A 13,809-nucleotide genomic window follows, 5' to 3' on the forward strand; every position below is an offset into this window, starting at 1 on the left:
TCCGCTATGCAAGTGGCTACAAAAAAATTGGAGAGCATATTTTGAGTCACACAAAAAGCGATCATGTCCCTGAAAACGACGGAACTCCGCCTTGGCCGCGCCCTGCTTACAGTTGGTATGTGGTCGTGGTTCTACTATTCGCCTATACGCTGTCGTTCGTTGACCGAATGATACTCACGTTGCTGGTGGCTCCGATTCGGGCTGCATTTGAAATCTCCGATACGCAGGTCAGCCTACTCATCGGACTCGCTTTTGCGCTTTTTTATACGCTACTCGGCCTGCCGCTTGCGTGGATCGCTGACCGCTATAATCGCCGCAATCTAATTGTCGCCGGAGTCGCAACATGGAGCATAATGACTGCCGGATGCGGTCTTGCCGGAAGCTATGTGACCTTATTTCTGGCTCGTATGGGGGTGGGCGTCGGAGAAGCGACTTTGTCGCCCGCCGCATATTCCATGCTCAGCGACTATTTTCCGCGCCATAAATTGGCAAGAGCTATGGCCGTCTATTCAATGGGCGTGCCTTTGGGCGCCGGTATTGCGCTCATTCTCGGAGCTTTTGTTGTCGAGGCTCTGCTGACCGCGCCCATAATAGCAGTGCCTTTGATCGGTCAGATGGAAGCTTGGCGTCTGATTTTCGTATGGGTAGCCGCACCAGGGATACTGATCTGCTTGCTGCTCCTCACGGTACGCGAGCCGTTTCGCCGCGGCCGCACGTCAGAAAAAAAGACGACTATTAACGTCGATGCCCCGGGTCTCATCGCGCATCTTTTAACACAAAAGGTGGCGCTCGGTGCCCTTTTTGCCGGGATGTCTTTGATTGGTTTGGTGATGTATGGCGTGATTGCGTGGATCCCTACTTTCTTTACCCGAACCTATGATATGGAAATCACACATGCTGGGATGTGGTTTGGCGTTATTATGGCAATCGGCGGAACTATCGGACTGATTGCCGGTGGCTCACTCGCGGACCGACAATTTAGCAAGGGAGTGGCCGACGCTCATTTCCGGGTCATGCGGCTATCGATCATTCTCGGCGGCCCACCCCTGCTCGCCGCAGTGCTTATGCCAAATGCATGGCTGTCATTTATCATGCTTGCTATCGCTTTCCCGGCAATGACAATGCATGGAGTTGGTGGAGTTGCGCTTCAATTAATCACTCCAAACGAGTATCGCGCCCGACTGACTGCACTCTATTTCTTTGTCGTCAATCTTATCGGGCTGGGTTTCGGGCCGATATGCATCGCTCTGCTCACCGATAAACTCTTCCAGAACGATGACGCCCTGCAATATTCAATCGCAACTGTTGCAACGATTGCACTACCAATTGCCGCGATTATTTTAACATTGGGATTCAAGGCTTTTGCGCGCGATCTGGCGCGCATGTCCGTAGAGGCGGAGGCCGCAACAACCTGATGAATGTTTAATTTAGTGCGTCCAGATATTCCACTTCAGGCGCCGCACCCAAAAGTGGAGCGAGCGCTGTTCGAATTTCATTGAAATGTGGAGTATTAGGATGCGCATCAAGCGCCGACTGTGATTCGTAAATCTCCATGAGCTTGAAAACACCAATTTCGGTTTGCGACCGTGTAACGCGATAAAGCAGACACCCGGGCTCTCCTGCCAGCACCTTGTCAGCGCTGTCCTTCAAAACCTCTTCCAATTGGTTCGCATGCCCGTCTTTGGCCGTCAATTTCGCAATTACTGCAATCAAAATGTGTCTCCTGTTGGCTTGATAATACGATTTGCGGAAGTTAAATAAAATTCTTAATATACGAAGCAGTTGGCCCCGACATAATATACCAACTCATTGTGTCAATATGCAGATTCGACGCATGATGGTATGTTCAACGCCTTTGTTCGGGCGACGGGTTCGGTTCAGTCTAGCTTTGTAATCTAAAACCCAGCGGTAGCGCGGAACATGGAAGCCTTTCACAATGATCGACGCCTCCAATGCTCTCAATCGTCCAGCAACCGATAATAGCCACTACCTGTTCGAAATCGCCTTGGACATAGCCATCATCGACGACGTCGTGACTGAACATCGGGAAGCTGGAGCGGGTGAAGGGAATCGAACCCTCGTCGTAAGCTTGGAAGGCTTCTGCTCTACCATTGAGCTACACCCGCAACACCGGACGGACCGGATGCGCCGCTATTGCCATTGCTTTTGTGACGCGTCAATCACGAAAGATCGAGATTTTCCTTAACCTTCGGACCGCTTCGTTCAAACCATAGCGCCACCGCCTGCTGCTCGGCGTCGTTCATATGCAGTCCCAGTTTCGAACGTCGCCAAAGAACATCCTCTGCCGTGCATGCAAATTCACGGTCGATCAGCCACCTAATCTCGATTTCATACAGACCCGCACCAAATTTCTGCCCCAGGTCCGCGGGACTTTTGCACTCTGCGAGAATCGATGCAGTATCGGTGCCATAGGCCCGAACCAGACGGTGAATGACTGACCGGTCGATAATCGGCCAACGCTGTGCATATTGATCAACCAGTGCGTCTAAACCGTTGGGAGGAAAGTCGCCGCCAGGGAGATGCGCTTCTTTGGTCCAGTCATCACCGTCTACATCTAACGCCTCCGAGAGCGTCCGGATCGCCTGCAGCGCCAGAACCCGATAGGTCGTTATCTTGCCGCCAAAAATCGACAGAACCGGTGCGCCGTTATCATTGTCAAAGTCGAAAACAAAATCCCGGGTGACCGTGGCCGCGGTCCGGCTGTGATCATCAAACAGCGGCCGCACGCCGGAATATGTCCATTCGATATCCTCCCGGACGACCGGTGTTTCAAAATATTCGCTCGCCGCCTCGCACAGATAGTCGATTTCTCCATCGCTTATTCTGGCGGGGCCTTCGGCATAGCTCCACGGCTCGTCGGTGGTTCCGATAAGCGTGTAATCGCTTTCATAGGGAATGGCAAAAATGATGCGACCGTCTTTATTTTGGAAAATATAGCTGTGATCACCGTCATATTTGCGCTTCACAACGATATGGCTGCCCTTGACCAGACGCAGTTTCGCCGCGTGATTGCTTCGGTCGTAAAGAGCCGTAACCGGATCGACCCAGGGACCGGCGGCGTTGACCAGAACCTTTGCCTGTTCGTTCCTTTTTACGCCCTTCTGGTCGATTTCCAGCGTCCAGTGTTCCCGTCCGCGCTCCAGTCCGACGCAATTGGCGCGGGTCCGGATATCGGCGCCACGGTCACCTGCATCGCGGGCGGTGAGCGAAACGAGCCGGGCATCCTCGACCCAGCAATCGGAATAGGCAAATCCCTTTTTGAGCCGCTTTTGCAGCGGATCTCCGCGATGATCCTTGAGAAGATTGAGACTTTTGGTCCCCGGCAAAATATCACGCCCGCCGAGATGGTCATAGAGAAACAGGCCAAGACGGAGCAGCCAGGCGGGCCGCATCCCTTCATCGACCGGCAGGACAAAACGCATCGGCCAGATGATATGCGGCGCTGCACGAAGCAGGACTTCGCGCTCTTTCAGCGCCTTCCGGACAAGGTTGAATTCATAATGCTCGAGATAGCGCAAACCACCATGGACCAGCTTCGTGCTCGCCGACGAAGTGTGCGAGGCGAGATCGTCGCGCTCGACGAGCAGGACCTTCAATCCCCTGCCCGCTGCATCACGCGCAATTCCGACGCCATTTATGCCGCCGCCAATGATGGCCAGATCATACATCGCACCAGTCATAGAGAAACCAGCGGTTTGTGCAATGTCGCAATGCTGCAATGCAATATATCCTGCTTTTGCTTGCGTTTTGGATGCCAGCTTATAGCGTGGACGGCAAAGGGAGCGGACATGGTTGCACAGCATATTCTGGTCATTGACGAAGGAACGACATCGACCCGCGCGATGCTGTTTGGCATGGATGGCAAATTACACGGATCGCAGCAGGAAACGCTCACGCAATATTATCCCGCGCCGGGCCTGGTCGAGCATGACGCCGCCGAGATCTGGGACAAAACGCTGGCTTGCTGCCAGAAAATGATCGAAAAAGCAGGTGGCGCTGACAAAATTGCCGCGATCGGGATCACCAACCAACGCGAAACTGTGGTAGCCTGGGACAAAAGAAATGGCGCACCGCTTGCCAGAGCGATCGTCTGGCAGGATCGCCGGACGGCAGACAAATGCGAAGCTCTGAAGGCCAAGCAGCTCGAGCCCATGGTACAGGCGAAGACCGGCTTGCTGCTCGATCCTTATTTCTCGGGCAGCAAAATTGGCTGGATGCTGGAAAATTGGCCGGAGGTGCGCGCAGCGGGTGACAATCTCGCGTTCGGCACCATTGAATCCTATCTCATTTACCGCCTGACCGGTGGTCAGCATGTTACCGATGCCAGCAACGCCAGCAGGACGATGCTGATGGCGCTGGATGGCGATGATTGGGATGATGACCTTCTGGCGCTCTTCGACATACCCAGAAAGACGTTGCCGCAAATTGTCGACTGCGCCGGACATCTCGGAACCACTGCGGTGGAATTATTCGGCAGCCCTATCGCTATTTGCGGCGCGGCTGGTGATCAACAGGCGGCAACCATCGGTCAAGCCTGTCTTGAAATTGGTCAGACAAAAGCCACCTTTGGCACCGGTGCCTTCATCCTGACAAATTGCGGCGACACCCCTCCGCGGTCAGAGAATCGCTTGTTGTCCACGATCCTCTATCAGCATCAGGGTGAACGGATTTACGCGCTGGAAGGGTCGGTTTTCGTGGCCGGCAGCCTGATGCAGTGGCTGCGGGACGATATCGGCTTGCTGAAATTCGCCGGGGAGAGTGAGGAGCTGGCTCGGTCGGTTGAAGATAATGGCGGAGTCTATCTCGTTCCCGCCCTGTCCGGGCTGGGTGCCCCCCATTGGCGGGCGGACGCGACAGCGAGCATCTCGGGTCTCAGTTTTTCGTCAAAAAAGGCCCATATTGCCCGCGCTGCGCTTGAATCGATGGCCTATCAGTGTTTCGATTTGAAAACTGCATTTTCGGCCGATGGTGTTGACTGGCAAAACCTGCGGATCGATGGCGGTATGGTGGCGAATGACTGGATGGTCCAGGATTTGGCGGACATACTGGATATCAATGTCGAACGACCGGGTTTTTTCGAAACCACGGCGCTCGGTGCGGCCATGCTCGCGGCGGTGGGTTGCGGAATCTATCCGTCGCTCGTAGCGGCTTCGGAAATGATATCGGGTCTGGATGTGCATGTGCCAAATATCGACCCTGAGACCAGAACACGGCGTATTGCCGGGTGGCAGAAGGCGATCCATTCCGTCCTGGCACAATAGCCTCCTTCAATAAAAAAGCCCGCATGAAGCGGGCTTTTTATATTCTGTTGATAACCGTGATCAGGCGTCAGCGGTTTTCTTTTTCTTCTCGGCTTTCACATCGGCCCAGATCGTCCGGTAGGACAGATAGGCGAGGATCGTCGCGATCAGCAGGAAGGCGAGCACAGCCCAGCCTGTTTGATGCCGCTCTTCCAGCTTTGGTTCAGCGGTCCAGATCAGGAATGCCGAGACATCTTCAGCCATCTGCTCAATGGTCGCCTTGGTCCCATCGGAATAGCTGACCATATCCTCGGCTGCCAACGGTGGTGCCATCGCCAGATTCAGGTTCGCGAAATAGGGATTATAATGCAATCCGGGTCCGGGCTGATTGGCTTCGGGCAAATTGGCTGGAGGTTCCTGATAACCGCTCAGCAGCGAATACACATATGGTGCTCCACCTTCACGCGCCTTGGTAATCAGGGAGAGGTCTGGCGGGATTGCATTGTTGTTCGCGGCAGCCGCTGCGACATTGTTCGCAAAAGGCTTGGGAAATTTGTCAGCAGGCAGCGAAGGACGCGAAGACATCTCGCCGGTCGCCGGGTCGACATCCGGTGTCTGGATCGCCCAGTTTGCAGCGATCGCCTTCACTTCGTCTTCGTTATAGCCAATTTCCTCGAGATTGCGAAAAGCAACGTGACGGAGAGAGTGGCAGGCCGCACAGACTTCCTTGTAGACCTGAAAACCACGCTGCAGTTGCTGGCGATCAAATTTGCCGAGCGGACCATCAGAAGTAAAGGATATGTCCTTCGCTTCTTTGTGGAACTCATGCTCTGCGGTTTCCGCTGGCGGGTTCGTGATATATTCTTTTGCCCCCATGCCAAATGAGACCAAGAGCCAGCCTGAAAAAAACAGGCCAATCAAGATTCCGATAATTCTTACCATTGCGACGGGTCCCTAATACTTAGCTGGCAGTTTTGAGTGGCTTGCCGGTTACCGATTCCGTGATGCTGTTCGGCAGCGGCTCAGGTTTTTCCAAACTCGACAATAGCGGCAATATGATCAGGAAATGCGCGAAATAATAAGCTGCGGCCAATTGGCTGATCATCACGAATGGTTCCTCAGCCGGTGCACCGCCACAATATCCAAGGACCAGAACATCAATCACGAGGATGACGAAGAAGATCTTGAACTTGGGACGGAAGCTGCCCGAACGAACTGGTGATTTGTCCAGCCACGGCAGGAAGAACCATACTAGGATCGCTGAGAACATCGCCAGCACACCAAGCAGTTTCGCCGGAATGAACAGGAAATCGAATGTGAAGGCCCGCAGGATCGCATACCAGGGCCAGAAATACCATTCCGGAACGATATGGGCCGGCGTCGACAGCGGGTTGGCCGGAATATAGTTATCGGCGTGGCCCAGCGCATTTGGCAGGAAGAACATCAGCGCGGTGAAGAAAATCAACGCGAGACCAATCGTCCAGCCGTCCTTTGCGGTATAATAGGGATGGAATGGAACCGTATCCTGTGGCCCCTTCACATCGACGCCGGTCGGATTGTTCGATCCTGGAATGTGCAGCGCCCAGATATGCATGATGACAACGCCGACGATGACAAATGGCAGCAGATAGTGGAGCGAGAAAAAGCGGTTCAGAGCGGCATTGTCCGGAGCGAAACCACCGAGCAGCAGTTCCTGGATCGGCTTGCCGACAAGCGGGATGGCTTCGAACAGGCCAGTAATCACCTTCGCTCCCCAGAAGCTCATCTGTCCCCAAGGAAGGACATAGCCCATGAACGCGGTGGCCATCGCGAGAAGATAGATAACGACACCGAGCAACCACAGCATTTCGCGCGGCGCCTTGTAGGAGCCGTAGAACAGCCCGCGGCCGATATGAAGATAGATGGCGATGAAGAAGAAGCTTGCACCATTGGCATGCGCATAGCGGATCATCCAGCCACTGTTCACGTCGCGCATGATATGTTCGACAGAATCAAAGGCGATGTTTGCATTGGCCGCATAATGCATGGCCAAGATGATGCCGGTAACGATCTGAACGACCAGAAACAAACCGGCCAGGGAACCGAAGTTCCACATATAGTTCAGATTGCGTGGCGCAGGGTAGCCCGCGCCAACGCTGTTATAGACGAAACGCGGCAGCGGAAGCTGCTTGTCCATCCACTGACCGAATTCGGTTGTTGGTGTATATTGTTTTGCCCAAGGAAAGCTCATTTTTCTTCTGCCCCTTAGCCGATTTTCACGACAGTATCTGATAGGAATTCATGTTCCGGCACAACGAGGTTGGTCGGAGCCGGACCTTTGCGAATGCGGGCGGCCGTATCATAATGCGATCCGTGGCACGGGCAGAAATAGCCGCCAAATTCACCTTTAATTTCGCCTTGTGCAGCACCGAGTGGCACGCAACCGAGATGGGTGCAAACGCCCAGTGTGATCAACCAATTTTCTTTACCGGCGGTGGTCCGATCGGCAAGAGTTTCAGGATCGCGCAAACCGGACACGTCGACAGCCTTGGCTTCGGCGATTTCCGCTTCTGTCAGATTGCGGATAAAAATCGGTTGCTTGCGCCAGCTAGTCTTGATCGACTGACCGGTTTCGATTGCCGAGATATCGACTTCGATCGATGAAAGAGCGAGAACATCCGCGCTCGGGTTCATCTGGTTTACCAACGGGATCACCGTAGCGACTGCCCCGGCACCAGCAAAGCTCACTGCTGCTATATTGATAAAATCCCGGCGGCGAACGCCGCCTTCTTCTGCGACTGCCGTATCAGCTGTTTCAACCGTTGCCATGCAAACAAGCCCTATAGAATAATTGTGACCCCTGACTGCCCGAATGTTCGATACTGCTCAACAACAGTTTGAACAGACAGTGAATTGCGCGCCTGATAGCCGCGAAGGATAGGGTTTGCCAACAGTGAATTTTCGATTGACCTAACATTCCCTTCCCGCTCATGGTGGATGGCCCATGAGGATAGCATTGTATCAACCCGAGATTGCGGGAAATTTAGGAACAATATTAAGGACTTGTGCCTGCTTTGGCGTAGCGGTCGATATCATAGAACCTTGTGGATTTCCGTTCAGCGACCGCAGCCTGAAACGCGCTGGAATGGATTATTTCGAACATGTTGAATATATACGCCATGCCGATTGGGAAGCATTTCGCGCGACCACCGATTCCCAAAAAGCGAGGATTATCCTGCTCTCCAGCAAGGCCACTACTCCGCATCACGGATTCGCCTATCGCGACAATGATATATTATTGTTCGGATCGGAAGGATCAGGAGTTCCCCGGACTATACATGATCAATGTGATAGTCGAATCACTATCCCGATGAAACCGGGCATGCGCAGCTTGAATCTAGCGGTATCGGCTGGCATGGCTTTGGGTGAAGCACTTAGACAAACAGGACAATTTCCGGAATGACCTCAGGATTGGATGACCAGCAGCGCACTGCCCAGACTTGGTTCAAGGAGCTGCGTGACCAGATTTGTGCGGAATTTGAAAAGATTGAAACCGAGGCCGGTAGCGATGCCAGCTTCGAATATATTCCGTGGGACCGGCAGAATCCCGACGGTAGCCCCGGCGGCGGCGGTACGCAGGGTCTGATGAAGGGCAAGATTTTCGAAAAGGTCGGTGTGAATATCTCGACGGTGGACGGCGTGTTCAGCGAGGAATTCCAGGCCCAGATCAATGGTGCGGAAGAGGATCCGCGGTTTTTCGCCACGGGAATCAGTCTGGTTGCCCATATGGCAAATCCCCATGTGCCCAATGTCCACATGAACACGCGGTTCCTGTGTACGACCAAACGCTGGTTTGGCGGCGGAGCAGATCTTAATCCGGCGATTCCCTATGAGGAAGATACCGAGGAATTTCACGCCCGCTTCCGTTCCGCCTGCGCACCGCATAATCCGGAATATTATCCGCGCTTCAAAAAATGGGCGGATGATTATTTCTATATCCCGCACCGCAAGGTTCATCGCGGCGTCGGCGGCATTTTCTATGATCATATCGAACTCGATAATGAGACCGATTTTGACCGCCACTTCGCCTTTACACAGGATGTCGGCCGCGCCTTTCTGGATATTTTCCCCAAACTTGTCCGCAAGCGGATGGCGACCGAATGGAGCGCCGAAGATAAACAGCTACAACTGGAATGGCGGGGGCGTTATGCCGAGTTTAATCTGGTCTATGACCGGGGGACGACATTCGGTTTGAAAACCGGCGGCAATGTCGACGCGATCTTGATGAGCCTGCCGCCCGAAGCAAAATGGGTGTAAAAAATCCGGACGGCCTGCCTCTGGAGGTTCCCAAAGGCCATGTTCCAACCGTCATCACCCATCTGGAGATGCTTGAAAGGCCGGTTCTCGCTACAATCAACTCCGCTCTTTCGCTTGAAAAATGGATTGACCCGGCGGTTGCGGAATATCTGGCCCTGTTTCGCAGTGTCGGTGAGCCATGGCTGTGGACCTCGCGGCTGTTAATCGGCGAAGACGATGTTCAGTCCATTATTCACCACCCCGGGATCGACATCCATATCGTCCGCAATGAGAATATGGCCGTCGGTTTTATCGAACTGGATTTTCGGAAAACCGGCCAATGTGAAATCGCTTTTTTCGGTCTGGTAACCGAGATGAACGGCAAGGGCCATGGTCGCTGGATGATGAATCAGGCACTGAAGAACGCATGGAAAGACGGGATCGAGCGGGTCTGGCTACATACGTGCACGCAGGATAGCCCGCGCGCCCTGCCCTTTTACCAGCAATGCGGCTTTCGCATTTTCAAGCAGGAACTGGATATGATGGCCGATCCGCGCCTGTCCGGCCATTTGCCGGAAACAGCCGCACCGCATGTACCAATCTTCACTTGACCACTTCCCTGACATCGCTCGTCCTGCCCGTCAGTTGAATATAAATCGATACTATAGCCAGACCGAGCACAAGCTGGAAGGCCGTGCCGGTTAGTGAAGCCACCAGATTTTCGATGAATGGCCAGCCAGCGCCACTTGTCGCCAGACCGGTCACGATACCGGTGACAGCCTGCAGGGCACCAATGGTTATCGTGCCGACAATCGCAATGATCAATATGAACAGAAAGATCGCGAAGCCGTTATTCCGGGTCAGCGACCAACTTTCCTTGAGTGCTTCAATCGGGTTGCGTTCGCCTTGATCGACGATCACCACAGGCACGAGAATGAATCGGCAGGCGACATATAATCCGGGAATAATCAGCAGGAGAAAACCGACCAGAGTCAGCACTCCAGTCAGGAAATTCGCGATCAGATAGATTAAAAAAACTTTCAGCGCTGCGACAAGATCGTCGGCGACGGTGTTGTTACGCGAGGGTGCCAGAACAAAATAAATTGCCAGACCGCCAAAGCTGATGACCAGATTGGACAGCATGATCGGAAGAACATTCTCGCTGAAATAGGCTGAATAAATCGCCATCAAAACATTTATATCTTCGTCACCGTTCATGACGGGCTGGTCGACAAATTGACTGAACAGAAAAGTGGGCAGAAACAGAAATACACCTGCAATCGCCATGATTGCCTCTTTATGCGCGCCGAGCAGGGCCATCGCACCGTTCCAGCATTGCATATAGTTAAGCTTCTTCATTTTCATTCCCGGATCCATTTCTCGATTACCAACCCTTGCCACCCGGTCGGCAAAAGTGCACGAAAATATTATGAATGATCTCGATGATATAGAATGGCGTATTTCGCCGGAAAAGGTCCCATATCCGGAAGCCTTGAACGAAATGGAACGACGCAACGCGGCGGTTCAGACTGGTGATGCAAAGGAACTGATCTGGCTGCTGGAACATCCGCCGCTCTATACTGCCGGGACCAGTTCCGATCCTGCCGAATTGCTGACCGAATCCTTTCCGGTATATGACACCGGCCGCGGTGGCCGGCATACTTATCACGGACCGGGCCAGCGAGTCGGCTATGTCATTCTCAACCTGAAGAAACGCAACGCGGATGTGCGCGGATTCGTCCATGCTCTGGAAGCCTGGGTGATTGCAGCCCTGGCAGAATTTGACCTCGCAGCGCGGGCGGTGGATGGCCGGGTCGGTATCTGGTGCGATACGCCGGACGGGCAGGAAGCAAAGATCGGCGCGATCGGTATCCGAATCCGCAAATGGGTGACGATGCACGGCTTTTCGGTCAACATCGATCCCGATCTCAGCCATTTCGGCGGCATCGTCCCGTGCGGCATCAGCGAATATCCGGTCACAAGCCTTGCCCAACTGGGTATCGTGATAAAGCTTCAGGAGTTTGACGAAGCGTTACAAAAAACCGCTGGAGGCTTTTTGAAAGCAATTGATCGAGCCTGATCCGCGGCTATGTTAGATTTGTGTACCGATTGATGATGAGAGGAAAAGATCATGACCAAATTCACCAGACTGGCCGCCGCAACTGCGTTTGCGCTGACCATCTCGGCCTGCTCCGGAAACGAAGCCCCTGACCCCGATGAAGTCACCGAAACCCAAATGGATGATGTTGATGTCATCGACGGCACGATCAGCGACGAAATGGTTGATGTCGACACGATGCAGGCGGTTGATGCTACCGGCGAGGAAACAACCGATTCTGCGGAGAAGACAGAAGAGACAGCGTCCGGAACAGAACCCGCCGAACAACCGGCAGACTGAAATCAAGCCAGTCCGAGAATCTTGTGATTCTGTAAGGATAAACGCCATTTCGGATGGGCCTGGACAAACCCGATGGCCTGTTCGAGATGGGACTGGCTGGCCTCGCTATCGCCGCGTGCATCCATCGGCTGCAACAACAGATTGGCGAAGGCCCAGCTTTCCATTTCCTGCCAGTTGCTATCATTCTGGGGCCAGACCAGTTTCAGTTCGTCGCCCGACCGCTGAACCGTCTCGCTTTGCGCTTTCGGGCTGATGCATATCCAGTCGATCGTGCGCGGCACCGCGAGCGTTCCGTTCGATTCTATGGCAATGAAAAATCCTTCGGCGTGGAGCGCATCGATCAGAATCTGGTCGACCTGAAGCATTGGCTCGCCACCGGTCAGAACCACGAATCGGGCTTCTATGCCGCTGCCCCATGTCTCTGCAGCGGCACGGGCAAGGTCGCCAGCGGTATCAAAGCGTCCGCCGCCCTGCCCATCCATGCCGATAAAGTCGGTGTCGCAAAACTGGCAGATCGCCTTGGCACGATCACGTTCCAGCCCAGACCAGAGATTGCATCCCGCAAAACGGACAAACACCGCGCGTCGACCGGCGTGCACACCTTCACCCTGCAGCGTCAGGAATATTTCCTTCACCGCATAGCTCATGACGCAACATATCGCGTCGGATCGACAATCCCGGCTTCTTCGAAACCCTTCTGCCGCAAACGGCAGCTATCACATAGGCCGCAAGCCAGACCCGCTGGGGACGGGTCATAACAGGACCAGCTCCAGGCGGGATCGAGATCAAGCCGGATCGCTTCCCTTGCGATATCTGCCTTGGTCATATGTTGGAGTGGTGTCCGGATATGAAAATCCTTGCCCTCATCGCCAGCCTTGGTAGCGAGATCCGCCAATCTTTCAAATCCCTCTATAAATTCTGGCCGGCAATCCGGATAACCCGAATAATCCAGCGCATTCACGCCGATGAATATATCCCGCGCATCCCTTGCTTCGGCCAGCCCGAGGGTCAGCGACAGAAAGATCAGATTGCGCGCAGGTACATAAGTGACAGGAATGTCATCACCCACACCGTCCTTTGGCACTTCAATATCGGCGGTCAGCGCCGATCCGCCAAAACGACTGAGATCAAGCGGCAAGATGATATGTTCGTCCACATTCAGCCTGGCGGCAATTTTCTGAGCGGACTGAAGCTCAATCTTGTGCCGCTGGTTATAATCTACCGTCAGTGCAATCAGCCGATAGCCCTGCTCTGCTGCAATCGCTGCGGAAACCATCGAGTCCAGTCCACCGGACAATAATATAATTGCTGTTTTTGATTCGGAAGCCATAACGCGCTCCGCTAATCGCCTTGCCCGCGCGGCGCAAGTTTTGCGCGCAAGTTGCGACTAGCAGGGACCCGTACGACGACCTTCCATCGTGAAGGAAAAGGGCGCATTGTTGCGGATGCCTTGAGAGTATATCTGCACCAACGTACTGGATTCCAGCTTGATTTCGGTAACGCCGTGCCCCGCACTGCCGCATTTGTAACTTACACGCAGCTTCTTCGGGTTATTTTCGATCACGTAGCGTCTACAGGTCATGTTGCTGTGCTGGATTTGCAGCAACACTTCGGGATTACCCAGACATATTTTTTGCCCGGCCTCTGAAGACCCCCGTTCTTTCAATGTCCATTCACCCTGCGACAGCCCGTCCAACAACGTCAAGCGTGGTGTTTGTGCGGGTGCAGCCATCGTAAATCCGGACAGGATTGCGGCAAATGTGCTGATTGTTTTGATCAGTTTCATGCCTTTCATCGATCTTCTCCGTGCGGTTGGGTGGGTTAATGGTCTCGGCCGATTCCGACTATAGAAATCAATTACGGCAATTATTGTTT

16 protein-coding genes and 1 tRNA gene are annotated in these 13,809 nt (G+C 53.8%); 7 read left to right on the forward strand and 10 right to left on the reverse strand.

Translation table 11 applies throughout. From position 1 onward, the window contains the following. Positions 1–41 precede the first annotated feature (41 nt). Positions 42–1,415 (forward strand): spinster family MFS transporter, encoded by a 1,374-nt coding sequence (locus ACN0VD_RS00690; protein ID WP_417590553.1) that lies wholly within the window; start codon positions 42–44, stop codon positions 1,413–1,415. Positions 1,416–1,422: 7 nt separating this feature from the next. Here ACN0VD_RS00690 and ACN0VD_RS00695 read toward each other — a convergent pair whose 3' ends face one another. From ACN0VD_RS00695 to glpD, 3 genes are all read right to left on the reverse strand, one after another. Beyond that, positions 1,423–1,713 carry a putative quinol monooxygenase gene (locus ACN0VD_RS00695; RefSeq protein WP_417590555.1) on the reverse strand — a complete coding sequence of 97 codons (291 nt, stop codon included), beginning with the start codon at positions 1,711–1,713 and terminating at the stop codon, positions 1,423–1,425. 339 nt (positions 1,714–2,052) lie between these two features. Beyond that, positions 2,053–2,126 (reverse strand) — tRNA-Gly (locus ACN0VD_RS00700). Positions 2,127–2,180: 54 nt separating this feature from the next. Next, positions 2,181–3,824: a glycerol-3-phosphate dehydrogenase gene (gene glpD, locus ACN0VD_RS00705; protein WP_417590557.1), complete on the reverse strand. Its 1,644-nt coding sequence runs from the start codon at positions 3,822–3,824 to the stop codon at positions 2,181–2,183. Between glpD and ACN0VD_RS00710 the strand changes: the two genes are divergently transcribed. Further along, positions 3,810–5,282 (forward strand): FGGY family carbohydrate kinase, encoded by a 1,473-nt coding sequence (locus tag ACN0VD_RS00710; RefSeq protein ID WP_417590559.1) that lies wholly within the window; start codon positions 3,810–3,812, stop codon positions 5,280–5,282. The two genes, glpD and ACN0VD_RS00710, sit on opposite strands and share 15 nt — an antisense overlap. Before the next feature lie 60 nt (positions 5,283–5,342). Here ACN0VD_RS00710 and ACN0VD_RS00715 read toward each other — a convergent pair whose 3' ends face one another. The 3 genes from ACN0VD_RS00715 to petA are packed head-to-tail and all read right to left on the reverse strand — an operon-like array spanning position 5,343 to position 8,069. Next, complete coding sequence (locus ACN0VD_RS00715; RefSeq protein ID WP_417590561.1) at positions 5,343–6,203, reverse strand: cytochrome c1; 861 nt, start codon at positions 6,201–6,203, stop codon at positions 5,343–5,345. Positions 6,204–6,222: 19 nt separating this feature from the next. After that, a complete protein-coding gene (locus tag ACN0VD_RS00720; RefSeq protein WP_417590563.1) occupies positions 6,223–7,491 on the reverse strand; it encodes a cytochrome b in 1,269 nt (422 codons plus the stop codon). A 14-nt stretch (positions 7,492–7,505) separates the two neighbouring features. Continuing rightward, complete coding sequence (gene petA / locus ACN0VD_RS00725) at positions 7,506–8,069, reverse strand: ubiquinol-cytochrome c reductase iron-sulfur subunit (RefSeq protein WP_417590565.1); 564 nt, start codon at positions 8,067–8,069, stop codon at positions 7,506–7,508. Between the two features lie 175 nt (positions 8,070–8,244). On the opposite strand from petA, the gene ACN0VD_RS00730 reads away from it, so the two are divergent. The 3 genes from ACN0VD_RS00730 to ACN0VD_RS00740 are packed head-to-tail and all read left to right on the forward strand — an operon-like array spanning position 8,245 to position 10,147. After that, positions 8,245–8,703 carry a tRNA (cytidine(34)-2'-O)-methyltransferase gene (locus tag ACN0VD_RS00730; protein WP_417590567.1) on the forward strand — a complete coding sequence of 153 codons (459 nt, stop codon included), beginning with the start codon at positions 8,245–8,247 and terminating at the stop codon, positions 8,701–8,703. Continuing rightward, positions 8,700–9,557, forward strand: a complete 858-nt coding sequence (gene hemF / locus ACN0VD_RS00735) for an oxygen-dependent coproporphyrinogen oxidase (protein WP_417590569.1) — start codon at positions 8,700–8,702, stop codon at positions 9,555–9,557. Before ACN0VD_RS00730 ends, hemF begins: the two co-directional genes overlap by 4 nt. Then, positions 9,548–10,147, forward strand: coding sequence for a GNAT family N-acetyltransferase (locus tag ACN0VD_RS00740; protein WP_417590571.1), 600 nt, complete (start codon positions 9,548–9,550; stop codon positions 10,145–10,147). Before hemF ends, ACN0VD_RS00740 begins: the two co-directional genes overlap by 10 nt. Here ACN0VD_RS00740 and ACN0VD_RS00745 read toward each other — a convergent pair. Beyond that, on the reverse strand, positions 10,140–10,901 hold the full coding sequence (locus ACN0VD_RS00745) for a hypothetical protein (protein ID WP_417590573.1): 762 nt from the start codon (positions 10,899–10,901) through the stop codon (positions 10,140–10,142). The two genes, ACN0VD_RS00740 and ACN0VD_RS00745, sit on opposite strands and share 8 nt — an antisense overlap. A gap of 64 nt (positions 10,902–10,965) precedes the next feature. Between ACN0VD_RS00745 and lipB the strand changes: the two genes are divergently transcribed. Both lipB and ACN0VD_RS00755 read left to right on the forward strand, forming a co-directional pair. Continuing rightward, complete coding sequence (lipB, locus tag ACN0VD_RS00750) at positions 10,966–11,616, forward strand: lipoyl(octanoyl) transferase LipB (protein WP_417590575.1); 651 nt, start codon at positions 10,966–10,968, stop codon at positions 11,614–11,616. 51 nt (positions 11,617–11,667) lie between these two features. After that, entirely contained in the window at positions 11,668–11,934 is a 267-nt protein-coding gene (locus tag ACN0VD_RS00755; RefSeq protein ID WP_417590577.1) for a hypothetical protein, read from the forward strand. A 2-nt stretch (positions 11,935–11,936) separates the two neighbouring features. Here the strand turns inward: ACN0VD_RS00755 and queE are convergent, their stop codons facing one another. From queE to ACN0VD_RS00770, 3 genes are read right to left on the reverse strand one after another with little or no spacing between them, the layout of a single operon-like run. Beyond that, on the reverse strand, positions 11,937–12,581 hold the full coding sequence (gene queE / locus ACN0VD_RS00760; RefSeq protein ID WP_417590579.1) for a 7-carboxy-7-deazaguanine synthase: 645 nt from the start codon (positions 12,579–12,581) through the stop codon (positions 11,937–11,939). Beyond that, positions 12,578–13,264: a 7-cyano-7-deazaguanine synthase QueC gene (gene queC, locus ACN0VD_RS00765; RefSeq protein WP_417590581.1), complete on the reverse strand. Its 687-nt coding sequence runs from the start codon at positions 13,262–13,264 to the stop codon at positions 12,578–12,580. The genes queE and queC overlap by 4 nt, the downstream gene beginning before the upstream one ends. Positions 13,265–13,321: 57 nt before the next feature. Continuing rightward, the gene (locus ACN0VD_RS00770) at positions 13,322–13,729 is read right to left on the reverse strand and encodes a hypothetical protein (protein ID WP_417590583.1); all 408 of its coding nucleotides are present in this window, start codon (positions 13,727–13,729) and stop codon (positions 13,322–13,324) included. Between the last annotated feature and the right edge of the window lie 80 nt (positions 13,730–13,809).

The organism is Parasphingorhabdus sp. (assembly GCF_048267785.1).
GTDB lineage: Bacteria > Pseudomonadota > Alphaproteobacteria > Sphingomonadales > Sphingomonadaceae > Parasphingorhabdus.